The organism is Paenibacillus sp. AK121, assembly GCF_019042715.1.
GTDB classification, from domain to species: domain Bacteria; phylum Bacillota; class Bacilli; order Paenibacillales; family Paenibacillaceae; genus Paenibacillus; species Paenibacillus polymyxa_C.
Genome location: NZ_JAHPJM010000003.1, coordinates 143,941 through 160,889, shown reverse-complemented (window position 1 = coordinate 160,889; position 16,949 = coordinate 143,941). Strand labels below are relative to the sequence as shown.

Sequence of the window (16,949 nt, the reverse complement as noted above, 5' to 3'; positions counted from 1 at the left end):
TAGTTTTTAAGTTGAGAATGAAATTGGTTTTCAGAAAATGGGATTTTTTGTGAAACTAGTCACGTTATATTCTCTCTAATGTTGCTAGAATAATACATGTACGATATAAGTCGCTGATGATGTAAAGTCCGGATGGACGAGGGAAGAAGGGATGAGTCACGGACGAATTATTACTGCGTCTGGCTGATGGCAAGGAATGGACGCATACAGAAATGACGGAACTGCTAACACGTCTGGATAGTGAGCCGGCGCTACGAGCTCAACTGCGTCAACTGGCAGCTCGCACCAAATTGGAGCGTTATGGCAAAGGTGTTTTTTTACGAGGATTAATTGAATTCTCAAGTATATGTCGTCAGGATTGCATGTACTGTGGGCTGCGTGCTTCGAATAAACAGGCAGACCGTTACCGTTTGCAGCCGGAAGAAATTCTGGCCTGCTGTGCGGAGGGGTATGAACTGGGTTATCGGACCTTTGTTTTGCAAAGTGGGGAAGATTACTGGTTTACGGCTGCCCGGCTGACGAAACTAATTCGGGAAATTAAAAGCCGTTTTGCAGATGTGGCGGTTACATTGTCCATCGGTGAACGGGATGACGAAACTTATGAGCGATTATACGAGGCGGGCGCGGACCGTTTTTTGCTCCGGCATGAGACAGCTTCACCCAGTTTGTATGCCAAGCTGCATCCGACGATGACGATCGAAAGCAGGCGTAGCCGTCTGCTGGCTTTGCAACGTATCGGCTTTCAGATCGGGGCTGGATGTATGGTGGGATTGCCAGGACAAACGAACAGTGAATTAGCAGACGATTTGGTCTATTTGCATAGTCTGTCCCCAGATATGATCGGGATTGGCCCCTTTTTACCACATAGCAACACGCCGCTTCGTGAGGCCAGCCAGGGGAGCATGGAAAAGGCACTTGATATCATCTCATTATCCCGATTGGTCGTTCCAGATGCGCTTATTCCGGCATCCACGGCCATGGGGACGATTCATCCCCAAGGAAGGGAGAAGGCGCTTCAGGCGGGAGCGAATGTGGTGATGCCTAATTTGTCGCCACTGGCGGTGAGGCCTAAGTATGCGATTTATGAGAATAAAATATGTTTGGGTGATGAGTCTGCCCAATGTAGACATTGCTTGGAGCTGCGGATCCGTGGAGCTGGATTTGAAGTTGATATGGGGCGCGGCGATAGTTTGAGAGTGCAACGACAGCTTATGAGACAGGGGACAGTGTGAGAACGTGACGTAAACATTGCAGTAACCATAAATAAGGAGATGGGTATACGTGAGTGGAGTACGGGAGAAAGTGTCGGCGGATTTTATTAATGAAGCAGAGATTATGGCTGCAGTGGAGCAGGGGAAACAAGAGGCAACCAATCGACAACGCATTTTGGAAATTTTAGAAAAGGGTAGAGCCTGCCGCGGACTGAATGCAAGTGAAGCGGCGGCTCTTTTGCATGTGGATGATCCTGAATTATTGGAAGAGATGTTCAAATCTTCGCGGGCAGTCAAAGAGCAGATTTATGGCAACCGGATTGTGTTGTTTGCTCCTTTATATGTAAGCAATCACTGCGTTAATAACTGCGAATATTGTGGTTATAAACATACCAATGATAGCTTTACGCGTAGCCGCTTGACCCCGGAAGAATTGGTGGAAGAGGTCAGAGTACTTCAAGAACTGGGACACAAGCGACTCGTACTGGAAGCGGGGGAAGACCCAGTCCATTGTCCCATTGACTATATCGTTGATTGTCTGCGCCAGATCTATGAGGTCAAAGTAGATAACGGCAGCATTCGGCGGATCAATGTGAATATTGCATCCACTACCGAAGAGGATTATCGGAAGTTGGCAGAGGTGGGTATTGGAACGTATATTCTATTTCAGGAAACGTATCACCGAGAAAGCTATCGCAAATTTCACTTACAAGGACCAAAACGGGACTTTGATTGGCACACCACCGCAATGGACCGGGCTATGCGTGCAGGTATAGATGATGTGGGGATCGGTGTGTTGTACGGTTTGTATGATTTCCGCTATGAAACTGTAGCCATGCTGAAACACGCCGAGCACTTGGAAGAAGTCTTTGGCTGTGGGCCTCACACGGTCTCGGTTCCACGCTTGCGTCCGGCTGAAAATGTAGACCTGGAGCGATATCCGTACCTGGTCAACGATGATGATTTTATGAAAATTGTATCCGTCCTTCGACTGGCTGTCCCTTATGCTGGTATGATCCTGTCTACACGCGAGGAGCCGGAATATAGAGACCGTGTCATTGGTTTAGGCGTGTCACAGATTAGTGCTGGATCAGCTACGGGCGTAGGTGCCTATGCCAAACAGGACACGGAAGATAAGCCTCAATTTGAGGTGGGAGACCATCGCTCACCATCGGAAATTATTAAAAGTCTATGTCGTGGCGGATATATGCCAAGCTACTGTACAGCTTGCTACCGTGAGGGGCGAACCGGAGATCGCTTCATGGAGCTTGCCAAATCCGGACAAATTCACAATGTGTGCCAGCCGAATTCGCTGCTGACCTTCCAAGAATATCTACTGGATTATGGGGATGAGGATGCACGTGAACTGGGAGCTGCCGCGTTGCGAGAGAATCTGGAGCGTATCCCACGTGAATCGACACGCCGTTTGACGCTTGACAGACTTGAACGATTAGAAGCAGGCGAGCGCGATTTGTATTTTTAGCATTATATAATATGGGTAGTATCATTTCACGCTATGAAAATTCTTATTATTTATAATAATAGCATTTGAACATAAAAAGCAGTCGCGTTGGAATCAGCGCGGCTGCTTTTGTATGTCTAGAGAAAAAATATTAATGGCGAGTTATTTTAGGAATAACTTCCGGCTTCAGCCGCTTGCTCCCAGGCCAGCATAGCAGATGGAAAGCATTCAATAGCGCGGGGAAAGACCCCCTGTACATAAGCGATAAAAACACCATAGTTCACAATCGGCACGCCGGCCGCTTTCGTTTCAGACATTCGGTGAAGCATTGTACGCCGATTGAGCATACAGGCACCGCAATGAATAACCAACGCATATTCACTCAAATCGTCAGGGAAACTGGAGCCGGATGCATGCTCGATAATGAGACGTTTGCCTATCGTTTGGCGGAGCCAACGAGGGATCTTCACTCGACCAATATCGTCAGATTGGCATTGGTGAGTGCAGGCTTCGGCAATGAGTACACGGTCTCCATCCTTGAGGCGATCAATGGCTCTTGCTCCTCGCACCAGTTCGTCCAGATCGCCTTTATGACGGGCAAACAGAATAGAGAAAGAGGTAAGAGGTACATCCTTGGGTGTGTCGGCTGCGACTTTCATAAAGACCTGTGAATCGGTAATGACCAGGCGGGGCTTGCGCCCCAGTCGCTCCAGCGTCAAACGTAGTTCATGCTCTTTGGTCACTACAGCGATGGCATCGCTCTCTAGCGTATCACGGATCGTTTGCTGCTGCGGCAGAATCAATCGACCCTTTGGCGCAGCTTTATCGATGGGAACCACCAGCACGACCAGATCGCCAGGTGACAACAAGTCACCTACGATGCGGAAGCGATCTTCGTTTTGGGGGAGTGTATTCGTGATGGCCTTTTTCAGTTCAGTGTCCCCCCGAAGCATAGCGGCACTGAAAGGAATCAGTGTGAGATTCAATTCGTTCCCCAGCGTTGCAGCCATCGGATCTGATTCAGCAAGGGTATCTATTTTATTAAGTACCCCAATGACAGGAATCTTTTTAGTGCGTAGCTTTTCAAGCAGCTCATGCTCGAATGGTCCGACGCCAACAGTGGCGTCGATGACCAGCAGAGCCAAGTCTGTACTATTAAGAATTTCTAGCGTTTTGTTGCGGCGCAGCTCCCCGATCTCACCCTCATCGTCCAGTCCGGCGGTATCCACCAGAACAATGGGACCCGCAGGAAGTAGCTCCATCGGCTTGAAAACGGGGTCCGTAGTCGTTCCTCCTATAGGTGATACCACAGCGGCGGGCTGGCCGGTCAAGGTGTTCAGAATGCTGGATTTGCCTGCATTTCGGCGACCAAGCAGAACGATATGTGGTCGGTTGCTTCTCGGGGTATCATTCATTCCCATGGTGAGTTCCTTCTTCCTGCCCCGGAATTCCGGGCTTGGTAACGGTATAGGGATGGCACAATTGGTCAATCCGCGCACGGGTCAGTTGACCGCGATCCTCTGCAATATCCTCTGGTGAGCGCCCCTGTGCAATGGCTGCTGATGCAATGGAAGCAGCTTCATCATAGCCAAGTTCCGCGACTAGCGCAGAAGCCATCACAGCTGAGCTGTGCAGATTAGCAGAGCAGCGTTCCTCATGTACGATCAGACCGCGCACACACCGTTCCTCGAACAGTTGAACGGCATTGCTGAGAATGTGCAGAGATTCCAGCAGCGACTCGGCAATCAACGGTAGGAACGCGTTCAGCTCCAGCTGTCCAGAGGCAGCAGCCATCGTGATAGCCGCATCATTGGCCATCACGCGCATCGCTGTCAATCCGGCCATTTCTGCCATCACCGGATTGACCTTGCCTGGCATAATAGAGGAGCCAGCTTGGACCGGAGGCAGCATGTATTCACCGATACCACCGAAAGGACCAGAGGCCAGCAGACGAAAATCGCCAGATATTTTGAGCAGATTTACGGCAGCGGATTTAAGTAGACCCGATACCTCAACGAAGACATCCATATTTTGAATCGGGTCCATGGGGTGGTCGCTACGACATAGTCCTAATCCAGTCTCGTCCGCCAGCTTTTCGACCATCCGGTAGCTGTAAGCCCGAGGCGCATTCATACCTGTGCCAATCGCCGTGCCTCCAATTGGGATTTCTCGCAGCCGTTCTTCGGCTTTATAGAGGCGCCAACGGTCACGCGCTATAGCTTTTGCGTAGGCACCAAAGCCTTGCCCGGCCATCATAGGCAGGGCATCCATTAGCTGTGTGCGGCCTAGCTTGAGCAGGTCGGCATATTCTATTTCTTTTTGCTGTAAAGTATTTTGTAACGAAGACAGCGTGTCACATAAAGGGCGCAGCAGGCGTATCGCAGCAATTCGTAGCGCCGTAGGATAGACATCATTCGTAGATTGGCAGCAGTTCACATCATCCAGCGGATGTACAAGCTCATATTGCCCTGGCTGCCCCCCTAGCTGTACGATAGCCAAATTAGCAATGACCTCATTTACATTCATATGGGTACTGGTGCCTGCACCGCCTTGCATGGCATCTACGGTAAACATATCTTGATGCCGTCCAGCGAGTAATTCATCGCAGGCATTTACAATGGCAGACACCCGGTGAGTAGGTAGCCGTTTCTGCTCACCATTGACTTGAGCAGCCGTTTTTTTCACCAATACAAGAGCGTGAATCAGGTTTCTGTTCACGGGCCTGCCGCTGACTGCAAAATTGTTCATCGCACGTGCGGTGTGAATACCGTACAAGGCCTCCGCAGGAATTTCCATGTCTCCTAGTGCATCCCGTTCGGTCCGCATAACTTTGACCAGAGGAGAAGACGGAGTCATGTTATAGACCCGTCGCCGGAATGCGTGTCATATGCAGCAGCTGACGTGCACTTGCAGCTCGTTTTTCCTCAACCCGTGCATGAACCAGATCTGGCTCGACCAGCTTGAGGGCTTGCGTTGGACATTTTCCAATACAGGCCGGTCCGCCATCCACACCTTCGCACAAATCACATTTGCTGGCAATCATGCGTTCTTTGGGTTGCAAACGACCCGACACATTAGTGTACAGTCCGTCTTGCACGACCGGCTGTCCGTCTCTGTATTGAGGCACCATGGTAATCGCGCCGTAAGGGCAGGCGATCATGCAGGTTTTACAGCCAATGCAACTTTCGCTGTTAATAAGAATGCAGCCGTCTGCGTTCGTAATGGAGCCGTTCGGGCAAGCATTAGCACATGGAGCATCCTCACAGTGACGACACTGGACAGGTGCGGTGACTCCAAAGGATTTGATCACCTTTAAGCGAGGGTGAAAATGAAACTCGTCATCTGGCGAGATAAAAGGGTTCTCCGATGAATGTGCGATAACACATGCGATTTCACAGGTACGACAGCCGATACACTGATCGGGATCAGCTAAAACAAAGCGATTCATACTAACTCGACTCCTCTCTAACTAACGGCAATTTATAATTTCTAATGATTATATCTATGTGTTGAACGTACTAATGAATGGGATAATCGTTATGTCCTTTGACGGACATATCACTGCTGCTGCGGCTCTGCCTGCCGGGTCCACGCTTTTGAAAGGTCGTGTGCAGCAGATGATGTGATACATGACCTAGCGGCTCACCTAGAAATTCATCGTACAGCTTGATGATAAAAGGATTCTCATGCGATTTGCGCACCTGAGATGCAGCATCATGTCCATAGATGGACGATTTACGCGCACGATAAGCCTCAATTTTTTGTTTTTCTAACATGAGCTTGGGTTGCCCTCCTCCGCTGATACACCCAGCTGGACAGCCCATCACCTCAATAAAATGATAATCACATTCGCCTGCCTGCACACGATCCAGGAGCTGATAGGCATGCTGGAGTCCAGCGACGACCGCTACCTTGAGCTGCAATTCGCCCACCTGTACCTCCGCTACTCGAATGCCTTCCTCGCCACGGACAAAATCCAGCTGGAGCTTTGGCAGCTTCTCATTCGTCAGCAGTTCATAACCTGTGCGGATGGCAGCTTCCATAACTCCTCCAGTTACACCAAAAATAGTACCTGCGCCTGAATATTGCCCTAGCGGTGCATCAAATTCCTCATCAGGCAGGTTCATAAAATCAATGCCTTGTTGCTTGATCCAGTATGCAAGCTCACGCGTGGTCAATACCTCATCCACATCACGATAACCGTCGGATTCCATTTCGGGACGATCGCTTTCAAATTGTTTACAGGTACATGGCATGATCGCGACGCTGTAAATATTCGCAGGCTCCACCTCATCCAGCTGTGCACCATAGGTCTTGACCAGCGCTCCCACCATTTGCATTGGCGATTTGCAACTGGATAGATGGTCTAGCAGATCGGGGTATTCAATCTCGGCAAAACGGACCCAAGCTGGACAGCAGGATGTGAACATCGGTAACGGTCCACCCTCGGTTACGCGGCGAATCAACTCAGTGCCTTCTTCCATGATGGTTACGTCAGCTCCGAAATTCGTATCATATACTCGATCAAAGCCGAGGCGACGAAGGGCAGCGGCCATTTTTCCGGGTGTTAGGGTACCAAACGGCATACCAAATTCCTCCGCGAGTGACACACGAATGGCTGGGGCGCACTGCACGATTCGAAGCTGTCCTGGCTTCTTCATCATGTCTGCTACCTTATTCAGGCTGTAGCTATAATAGGCAGCAAAGAGCGGTTCGCCGGTGTCGGCAGGCATATCGCGTTCACGTATACGTTCCTGACGTTTGATGGCGGCTGCCTGCGGAGATGAATCTGCCCAATCTGTGGCGTATACGCTGCAGATTTGCACACATTGACCGCAAATAACACAGCGGTCTGCGTTCACGGTTTGAGGTTCTCCAGGCAGTCCCTCTATGGCATCTACCGGACAAACACCCGCACAGCGTCTGCATCCAGTACAGAGCGTTGGGTCAATATGAATGACGGGGTCTGTAGAATCAGACGTCCTCATACATGGAGGCGAAGAGATCTTGTCTGTTGTTGACATGTTTTTCTACCTTTCTGCGGCTGATTTTGACCTTACAGGCGTGGGAAAAAGACTTCCCGCCGAGGCTCTGGAGGCGAGTCGGATATACCATTGGCCAGCCGTAGCACATGATTTGGACAGGCCTCTACACAAGCAGGCTGTCCGTTCTCTGTTTCCGCGCACAGATCGCATTTGCTTGCCGCAGTGCGGGGAAGCGCGGTTCGATTCGCACGGTGAGTCAGACCGGACTGCGTGATAACGTGTCCGGCTCGATAGACTGGAGACACCTCGATTGCCCCGAAGGGGCAGGCCAAAACACAGGAGGTGCAGCCGATGCATCGGTCCTCATCAATCATGACTACGCCGTCCTCCTGGCGAATGGCCTGCACCGGGCAGGCATGTGCACAGGGGGCATTCTCACAATGCCGGCATTGCACTGGCACATACGTATCCCCGGCGCGCACCACATATACCTTGGGAACCACAGGCACGCTGACGGTTCCGACCGAAGCGCCTATGCCGCCTGCCTGACCATGAACGGCAAAGCACGCTAGTTCACAAGCTTTGCAGCCAATACATTGCCCGCCGTCTGCAACGACGAATGAGGAGGCAACAGCACTTGTTCTATCGGCTGACCCCATTCTACTTGTCGGACGGCTCAGCGTGTTGCGCGCGCCGCTCATCTCGTCACCTTGTCAGCTAAAACGGCTTCCTGAACGTTCATTTGTTTACGAATCTGTTGGTATGATTCATGTACATCACGTTCAGCCTGCGCTTGGTCGGCAATCCGCTCCAACCGGATGGCACAGTATTTTAATTCCGGGGTTTTGGATACCGGGTCGAGAAAATCGGCGGTCAACTCGTTACATGCTCCGACCCACCAGTGATAGGTCATGTAGGTCGCACCTTTCTGCACACGGTCACTGATTTGTGCCCGTGCCATAATGCGTCCCCGACGCGAGGAGATAGCCACAATTTCGCCATCTAGAATGTTTAGATCTGCTCCGTCTTCCGGACTAATCTGAATAAATCCAGGCTCATCAGACAACTGGCGCAATGCACGGCAGTTACCAGTCATAGTACGTACGGAGTAATGGCCTACCTCACGTACTGTAGATAAGACAAGCGGGAATTGTGCATCCGGCTGTTCTTGTGGTGGTCGCCATTCGCAGGCGAATAATCGGCCTTTACCACTAGGTGTGGAAAATTGGTTGCCTTTGTACAAATACGGTGTACCTGGATGATCCTCTGTAGGGCATGGCCATTGTACGCCGCCTTGTTCCTCCATTTTCTGATAGCTGGCACCAGCGAATAAGGGACTTAGGCTTCGCATTTCATCCCAAATTTCCTCTGTGTTTGCATAGGACATAGGGTAGCCCATAGCGGTAGCAACCTCGCTAATAATAGCCCAGTCTGGCTTTACATCACCCTGAGGCTCGACGGCCTTGCGGATGCGCTGAAAGCCACGGTCTGCCGAAGAATACACCCCGTCATGCTCGCCCCAAGCGGTAGAAGGGAGGATGACATCCGCATGCAGTGCCGTCTTGTTCATGAAAATATCCTGCACCACGACAAATTCCAATTTTTCCAGCGCTTCACGCAGCTCGGCAGCGTTCGGATCACTTTGTACAGGATCTTCGCCGAAGATATAATAAGCCTTCAGCTTGTTCTCTTTCAGAATGAGATGCGGTACTTCTGTAAGTGAATATCCTTTTTTACGCGGCAGTTCAACACCCCATGCTTTTTCAAACTTTTTGCGAACTGCAGTGTCGATGACATCCTGGTAACCAGGATACACATTGGGTAATGCACCCATGTCGCAGGAGCCCTGGACATTGTTTTGTCCACGTACAGGTCCAATACCTACATTTGGCTTGCCCAGATTACCAGTAAGCAGGGCAAGGGAAGCGAGACCTTTTACCACATCAACGGCCTGTGAAAATTGACATACGCCCATTCCGTATAGAATTGTAGCGGTAGGAGCCTTGGCATATTCCCTCATAGCCGCCCGAATGTCAGCAGCCTTGACACCCGTAATACCTTCCGCATATTCAGGTGTATATTTTTTAATGTTTTCTACATATTCGGCAAAGCCTTCTGTGTTTGCTTCGACATATCTTTTGTCGTACAGCCCTTCATGTACTAGCACATGACCAAAGGCGTTCACCAAAGCCATGTTCGAGCCGCCTTTTAGAGGTAGCCACATATCCGCGATGCGCCCTGTTTCAGTCATACGAGGATCACATACAATAATTTTGGCACCTCTTTGCTTGGCAGCTACAATACGTCTTGCGACGATTGGATGCGTTTCTGGCGCATTGTATCCAAATACGAAAAGGAGATCAGAATGTTCAATTTCAGGAATAGAGTTGGACATAGCCCCATCCCCAAGCGAGTAGGTTAAGCCTGCTACGGAAGGACCGTGGCAAACACGGGCACAGTGATCAATATTATTGGTGCCAATGACTGCCCGCATGAACTTTTGCATGACATAATTGGCTTCATTCCCCGGACCGCGTGCGGAGCCCGTCCCCATGATAGAGTCAGGTCCATACTTTTCCTTAATTGCTGACAGCCGTTCAGCAGTATACTGAATGGCTTCATTCCATTCCACTTCCTCCATGACTCCATTTTTGCGAATCATGGGCTTGCGCAAGCGTGCAGTCAGAATCTGTGGATCATTCAAAAAATCCCACCCATAATGTCCCTTCAGACACAATGTTCCTTCATTTGTACGGCCATTAGCTGGCTCCGCGCCAATTACCTGTCCTTTGTCCACTAGCAAATGAAGCTGACAACCGCTTCCGCAGTAAGGACATACTGTTAATACCTTGTCTGCCATGTGTGCAGCACCTCTTTTTATATGAAATAGATGAAACTCGTAACATAAAAAAGCCAATACAAAAATGCCGCTTTACGCTGCATCCTGTACTGGCTTATCCGCGAGCGAGGAGATAATCTCCTTCCCGCTAATCCAACCGGGGTATGTGTTGTAGTTCAAGAGTAATGATAATATGTCCGTCTCCATGGACGGAGGGGCAGACCTCCCAAGTGTAAGTGAAGGGACTGCCAAGTGTTTTTTCGGCTTCCCTCATAAACTCCTTTTCCAGATAAGGACGAAGGACATTCCAGTAATCACTGACCTTTTCCACAGCGCCTTCATGAACGAGAATTTCGGACAGATTAGACAAAGTACCTTGGATCTCTACTCTAACTCGGAGTGGTGAGTTCAAAGAAACCTTAACGTTGTCCGGTCCTTTTCCTCGGTAATGCTTGACAATACATACGGCCAGCTTCCTGATGCGCTCACGGTATTCCAATTCGGTATTCAACATCTGGACACTCCGCTTCGAATCAAAATAAAGGCGTACTTGCCGCGCATGCTAGACAGCCTCTGTAGCTAATTTAGAACAGGAAGTAAACGTCCCGACCAAAATGGTCTGCCCAGCACGGCGTATCACTCTTCTATGGTAGAACAGGTTGACCCGGAAAGATGTGAAATTCATTACACCCAACCAAAATTTTACATAGTTTAGATTGGAGGTAGGTATGCTGGGAATTTGCGAGCGAGAGACTTCTGAAAAGTAGCCATTGGTTTTCATAAAGAGTGATTATGGTCAGAGGAAATCTACACACTAGCAAATACATTGACCGAGGAAAAGTATGGATGATATAATCAAAAAAGGAAAAATCATTAATTATTTTGGATCCGTATTTAAACGGGCTTTTTTAAGAGTTTATTTTGTAAGCGCGTACAATGATTTTCCTTACATAACACGGGGGAGGCGATCAATGGATTCATTTTATCCAAAATAAGTGTCTTTCTTTTTTTTTTTATTTTTATGCAACCGGTTGCACTATCTAGCTACTAAATTTTATCAGGAGGGTGTTAACTTGCTAAGAAAAAAAACAGGGAGTTTTATTTCTTGGTTGATTATACTGTCGCTTTGCTTGAACTTTTTCGGTTTACCTGGCGGTGCTTCGGCCAGTAACACCGATTATACAGCCGCCTATACGAATTCCACAGTGAATGCTCTTCCACTGCCAACCGCATCGGCCACTTCTACCGTTACTGCGACGTATGCACCTACAGCATCACCTACATCACCTACATCAACTCAAAACGGATTAACGGTTCACTTTAAAAAGCCTGCAAGCTGGAATTCAGCAATTCGAATCCATTACTGGAATTTGAATCCGGCAACCGTTCCGATTAGTGGGGCGTGGCCCGGAATTCTGATGAAGTCGGACGGAAACGACTGGTATAGCTATACGATTGCCGAGGCGACAGGCTCAAGTCTCATCTTTAATGATGGTAGTGGCAAACAGACGGCCGACTTGTCCCGCAGTGTGAAAGAGGGCTGGTATTACACGGATAACGTATGGTATGATGCCAACCCGGAAACTCCAAAACTTCCGGTGGTTTCCATCTCTCCCGAGCCGAAAACATACGATTCGGCCCAAATGGTAACGCTGTCCAGCACCAACAGTGGCGATAAGATTTATTATACGATAGACGGTTCGACACCTACGACCTCCTCGACCTTGTATACCACTCCAATCAAGGTTGCTTCCTCTTTGACTATCAAAGCCCTCGCTGTCAATTCAATCGGTCAAACTGGAAATGCATCCTCTTTCGATTATGTAATTGACCTAAATGCCGATCTGCAAGCTCCGACAATCACGGCGAATTTGCCTGCCGGGCATTCCGGTTCCTCTGTGACGGTATCCTTCAACCTGAAAGATAACAAGGCGGCAACGACCAAGGCATACTACACGGAGGATGGTACGGAACCTACCACAAGCTCAAAAGTCTACATCCACGGTAACGCACTGGCCGGATTGACCGGACCGTCCATCCTTATCTCCAAGACCACGACATTAAAATTTCTTGTTATAGACGGTGCTGGGAATCAAACCAAACAGAGCTTTGTTTATAATATTGGAGACAAGGGGGATTTTCGGGAAGACACTATTTACTTCGTGATTACTTCCCGGTTTTATGACGGTGATCAAAGCAACAATGTACACGCATGGGATGATACCAAGGCGCGTAATCCGGATTCGGACCCTGCTTGGAGAGGAGATTTTAAGGGGCTGATTCAAAAGCTCGATTATATTAAAGCCCTTGGATTTAGTGCCATCTGGATTACACCTGTTGTGCAGAATGCTAGCGGTTATGATTATCATGGTTACCATGCTATAAATTTTGCCAAAGTAGATCCAAGGTATGAATCGGCGGGAGCTTCTTATCAGGATTTGATCAATGCGGCCCATGCCAAAGGGCTGAAGGTTATTCAGGACATCGTCGTCAATCATACCGGTAATTTTGGTGAAGAGAATCTGTACCCCATGTTTAAGAAAGATCCGGCTAAACCGAATACCGGTAACAACTTGGTGAAAACTACGGATAAGCTGCCGTCAAACTATGATTCCATGACACCCGATCAGCAGTATCAGGCAAGGCTCGCTTTAATGAAGACCGCCGAAACGAATAATAATATTTACCATACAGAGAAAAGTCTTTCCTGGGAGTCCTATACTGTTCAGACTGGTCAGATAGCGGGAGATTGCGTGGATTTGAACACGGAAAACCCTGCAGTTAACAAATATTTAATTGATACCTACAATCACTATATAGACATGGGCGTTGACGCTTTCCGTGTCGATACAGTGAAGCATGTGAGCCGATATATTTTCAACAAGTACTATATTCCTGCCTGGAAGACAAGAGGCGGCTCGGATTTCTATGTTTTTGGAGAAGTAGCCACCCGGTACAGAGATGTTTGGAACAGCGGAATTCCAGCGATTTCAACGCCATTCTATACTTGGAAGGCTTCAAAATCATATCCGGGCGATGGGAAAAATGACTATGCCTCTAATAAAATGTCGGTTGAACAAGAGTGGACGGATAACTCTACTACAGCAGGACAGCCAACCTCGAACAATGCTTTCTTAATCGGCAATACCTATCATACGCCTGACTATTCGATGAAATCGGGTATGGATGTGATAGATTTTCCTATGCATTGGGCATTCAAGACCGCGCATGAAGCCTTCAATATGAGAAGTGGAGATCAATACTACAATGATGCCACCTGGAATGTAACCTATGTCGACTCCCATGACTATGCGCCCGACCAGGCTCCGGAAAATCAAAGATTTGCGGGCACACAAGATACTTGGGCCGAGAATCTCGATCTGATGTTCACCTTCCGCGGAATACCCGCCATCTTCTATGGCTCCGAAATCGAATTTCAAAAGGGGGCAGTCATTGATCCGGGTCCAAATGCACCGCTAAGCAAAACGGGACGGGCTTACTACGGCGATCACATAGAAGGCAGTGTTATGGTACAAGATTATGGCAAATACACAAATGCTACTGGCACGCTTGCGGAATCACTCAACCATCCTCTGGCGAAACATATCAGACAGCTAAATTTAATTAGAAGAGCTGTTCCTGCCTTGCAAAAAGGCCAGTATTCTACAGAAAATGTAACGGGTAATCTTGCGTTTAAGAGAAGATATACCGACAGCGCCAAAGGCATTGACAGCTTTGCGTTGGTCACGATTTCGGGAAACGCAACGTTTTCCGGAATTCCGAACGGAACCTATGTGGATGCAGTGACCGGTGATTCCAAAAAAGTTACGGATGGCAAAATTACCTTGACTTGCTCCGGTAAAGGAAATGCAAGGGTATATGTTTTGAATGGCAGTGGTGGAATTGGAGAAACGGGAACCTATTTGAAGTAAGCAGTCATCGGAGATTGACGATGTACGGTATGGTGATGCACTCAATCTCAATGTTTTAGCGCAAAACGATAATGATATAAAAATAGAGTCATACCAAAGGTCAAAAGGAAAAATAACCTTCGGCCTTTGGTGTTTTAGTCTTGCCTCAATATTTTCTTAAGTGCGCTTATAGGTCAAGACTATCACTTCTATAGATATCATATCTTAGACCAATCAGACACGTCGTGGTATATTGTTGACATCCAAGAGAGAGCCGTACAGCTTCTCTCCACTAGGTTCGAAAAACACAGGGGTGAATATTGATGAGTAAAAAGACCATGTTCGAGAAAATTTGGGATAACCATGTCATCTATCAGGAAGCGGGCAAGCCGAGTATTTTGTACATTGATCTTCACCTCGTACATGAGGTAACTTCGCCGCAGGCGTTTGAGGGACTACGTCTTAGCGGTCGCAAGGTGCGTCGTCCAGAGCTGACGTTTGCCACAATGGATCATAACGTACCGACAAAAGATCGTTACAACATTACGGACCCGATTTCCAAGCAGCAGATTGATACATTAACTCAAAATTGCCGCGATTTCGGTGTCACACTATATGATCTGGATACGGTGGATCAGGGTGTCGTTCACGTTATGGGGCCTGAACTGGGTCTGACTCATCCGGGAAAAACGATTGTTTGTGGTGATAGCCATACCTCCACACACGGGGCGTTCGGAGCGCTCGCTTTTGGTATCGGAACCAGTGAGGTAGAGCACGTATTGGCAACGCAATGTCTCCAGCAAGCAAAAGCAAAAACGATGGAAGTTCGTTTTGTAGGGCGTCGCAAACCTGGTGTGACGGCAAAGGACATGATTTTGGGTGTCATCGCCAAATACGGTACAGATTTCGCTACAGGCTATGTTATTGAGTACACGGGTGAGTCCATCCGCGAGTTGAGCATGGAAGAGCGCATGACAGTGTGTAACATGTCTATTGAAGGCGGAGCCAGAGCAGGTATGATTGCGCCGGACGAAACGACCTTCAACTACTTGCGTGGACGTCAACATGTAGCCCAAGGTGACGCATTTGAGCAAGCGGTTGCTGAGTGGAAAGAGCTTGTCACCGATGAAGGCGCCGAGTTTGATGTCGTGCTGGAGTTTGACGTGGATTCCTTAATTCCACAAGTAACGTGGGGCACCAGTCCCGGTATGGGCACAGATATTTCCTCAACCGTACCCATTCCGGCAGAATTGCCGACAGAAAACGAACGTAAAGCAGCTGAAAAAGCGCTTGAATATATGGATCTGAAGCCAGGCACACCGATCACGGATATTGCAATTGATTATGTGTTTATCGGCTCCTGCACCAACGGTCGGATTGAAGATTTGCGCGCTGCAGCCGAAGTAGCCAAAGGCTACAAGGTTTCTGACAAAGTCACGGCAATCGTGGTACCAGGTTCGGGTCGTGTGAAAATTCAGGCTGAAGAAGAAGGACTGGACGTCATTTTTCAAGAAGCAGGATTTGAGTGGCGCGAAGCGGGTTGCAGCATGTGTCTTGCGATGAATCCAGATGTACTTCAACCGGGGCAGCGTTGTGCTTCAACTTCTAATCGCAACTTTGAAGGTCGTCAGGGACGCGGAGGACGTACTCACCTTGTATCTCCAGCAATGGCAGCCGCTGCGGCGATTCATGGACATTTTGTCGATGTACGAGATTGGAAATTCAAGCAGGAAGAAGTTGTCCGCTAGGATACGGAGGGGGAATTAACGATGGAAGCTTTCACAACTTTAAAAGGAATTGTAGCGCCTGTGGATCGGGTGAACGTGGATACGGATGCTATTATTCCTAAGCAATTTTTGAAACGCATCGAGCGCACAGGCTTTGGGCAGTTTTTGTTCTATGAGTGGCGGTTTGATGAGGCTGGCAATATTAATCCTGAATTTGAACCGAACAAGCCTCGTTATGTAGGGGCATCTGTACTGATTTCTCGCGCCAACTTTGGTTGCGGCTCCTCCCGTGAGCATGCACCGTGGGCAATCATGGACTATGGGTTTCGTTGTGTAATCGCACCGTCTTTTGCGGATATCTTCTATAATAACTGTTTTAAAAACGGTATTTTGCCGATCAAGCTGTCTGAAGAGCAAGTAGAGGAATTGTTCCAGCGCACGGCGAAGCATGATAATTACCAATTAAACGTAGACCTGAATGAAAAAACGATCACTGACGATTACGGTCTGCGTATTGAATTCGATCTGGATGAACATCGCCGTCAATTCCTGCTGCAAGGCTTGGATGATATTGGCTTGACCCTCCAGCATGAGTCTGAAATTCTGGCTTATGAGCAAAAGCGTGCTGCGAAACAAGGCGCATAATGCTCATTTCCAGTCCAATTTTAATATGAAGAAATATAGTTGATTTATTTGATAGACAGACAGCCCGTACTGGCAACTCTTTTGCCTACGGGCTTTTATCATGTTTAGAAAATAAATTGGTAAATAAGGGGTTGACGGTTCGACTCATCATGGTATTGTAAATGTAAAA

12 protein-coding genes are annotated in these 16,949 nt (G+C 48.5%); 5 read left to right on the top strand and 7 right to left on the bottom strand.

Annotated features, from left to right (window positions below; translation table 11 throughout):
* The first annotated feature begins 179 nt into the window (after positions 1-179).
* A complete protein-coding gene (gene hydE / locus KSP24_RS06965; protein ID WP_267127973.1) occupies positions 180-1,232 on the top strand; it encodes a [FeFe] hydrogenase H-cluster radical SAM maturase HydE in 1,053 nt (350 codons plus the stop codon).
* 49 nt (positions 1,233-1,281) lie between these two features.
* On the top strand, positions 1,282-2,694 hold the full coding sequence (gene hydG, locus KSP24_RS06960; RefSeq protein WP_216974786.1) for a [FeFe] hydrogenase H-cluster radical SAM maturase HydG: 1,413 nt from the start codon (positions 1,282-1,284) through the stop codon (positions 2,692-2,694).
* A gap of 146 nt (positions 2,695-2,840) precedes the next feature.
* Here the strand turns inward: hydG and hydF are convergent, their stop codons facing one another.
* The 7 genes from hydF to KSP24_RS06925 form a co-directional block, all read right to left on the bottom strand.
* Positions 2,841-4,094, bottom strand: coding sequence for a [FeFe] hydrogenase H-cluster maturation GTPase HydF (gene hydF, locus KSP24_RS06955; protein ID WP_013371607.1), 1,254 nt, complete (start codon positions 4,092-4,094; stop codon positions 2,841-2,843).
* Entirely contained in the window at positions 4,081-5,529 is a 1,449-nt protein-coding gene (locus KSP24_RS06950) for an aspartate ammonia-lyase (protein ID WP_216974785.1), read from the bottom strand. Before KSP24_RS06950 ends, hydF begins: the two co-directional genes overlap by 14 nt.
* A gap of 1 nt (position 5,530) precedes the next feature.
* Positions 5,531-6,121 carry a 4Fe-4S dicluster domain-containing protein gene (locus KSP24_RS06945; protein WP_013371605.1) on the bottom strand — a complete coding sequence of 197 codons (591 nt, stop codon included), beginning with the start codon at positions 6,119-6,121 and terminating at the stop codon, positions 5,531-5,533.
* Between the two features lie 70 nt (positions 6,122-6,191).
* Positions 6,192-7,697, bottom strand: coding sequence for a [FeFe] hydrogenase, group A (locus KSP24_RS06940; protein ID WP_254207659.1), 1,506 nt, complete (start codon positions 7,695-7,697; stop codon positions 6,192-6,194).
* Positions 7,698-7,729: 32 nt separating this feature from the next.
* On the bottom strand, positions 7,730-8,359 hold the full coding sequence (locus KSP24_RS06935; protein ID WP_216974784.1) for a 4Fe-4S dicluster domain-containing protein: 630 nt from the start codon (positions 8,357-8,359) through the stop codon (positions 7,730-7,732).
* Entirely contained in the window at positions 8,356-10,518 is a 2,163-nt protein-coding gene (gene fdhF, locus KSP24_RS06930; RefSeq protein ID WP_025678582.1) for a formate dehydrogenase subunit alpha, read from the bottom strand. Before fdhF ends, KSP24_RS06935 begins: the two co-directional genes overlap by 4 nt.
* A 127-nt stretch (positions 10,519-10,645) precedes the next feature.
* Positions 10,646-11,011 (bottom strand): DUF2294 domain-containing protein, encoded by a 366-nt coding sequence (locus KSP24_RS06925; RefSeq protein WP_216974783.1) that lies wholly within the window; start codon positions 11,009-11,011, stop codon positions 10,646-10,648.
* Between the two features lie 559 nt (positions 11,012-11,570).
* Between KSP24_RS06925 and KSP24_RS06920 the strand changes: the two genes are divergently transcribed.
* From KSP24_RS06920 to leuD, 3 genes are all read left to right on the top strand, one after another.
* Positions 11,571-14,429 carry an alpha-amylase family glycosyl hydrolase gene (locus KSP24_RS06920; protein ID WP_216974782.1) on the top strand — a complete coding sequence of 953 codons (2,859 nt, stop codon included), beginning with the start codon at positions 11,571-11,573 and terminating at the stop codon, positions 14,427-14,429.
* 302 nt (positions 14,430-14,731) lie between these two features.
* A complete protein-coding gene (leuC, locus tag KSP24_RS06915) occupies positions 14,732-16,156 on the top strand; it encodes a 3-isopropylmalate dehydratase large subunit (protein ID WP_013371599.1) in 1,425 nt (474 codons plus the stop codon).
* Positions 16,157-16,177: 21 nt separating this feature from the next.
* Positions 16,178-16,780, top strand: a complete 603-nt coding sequence (gene leuD / locus KSP24_RS06910; RefSeq protein ID WP_040103521.1) for a 3-isopropylmalate dehydratase small subunit — start codon at positions 16,178-16,180, stop codon at positions 16,778-16,780.
* The last annotated feature ends 169 nt before the right edge of the window (positions 16,781-16,949 follow it).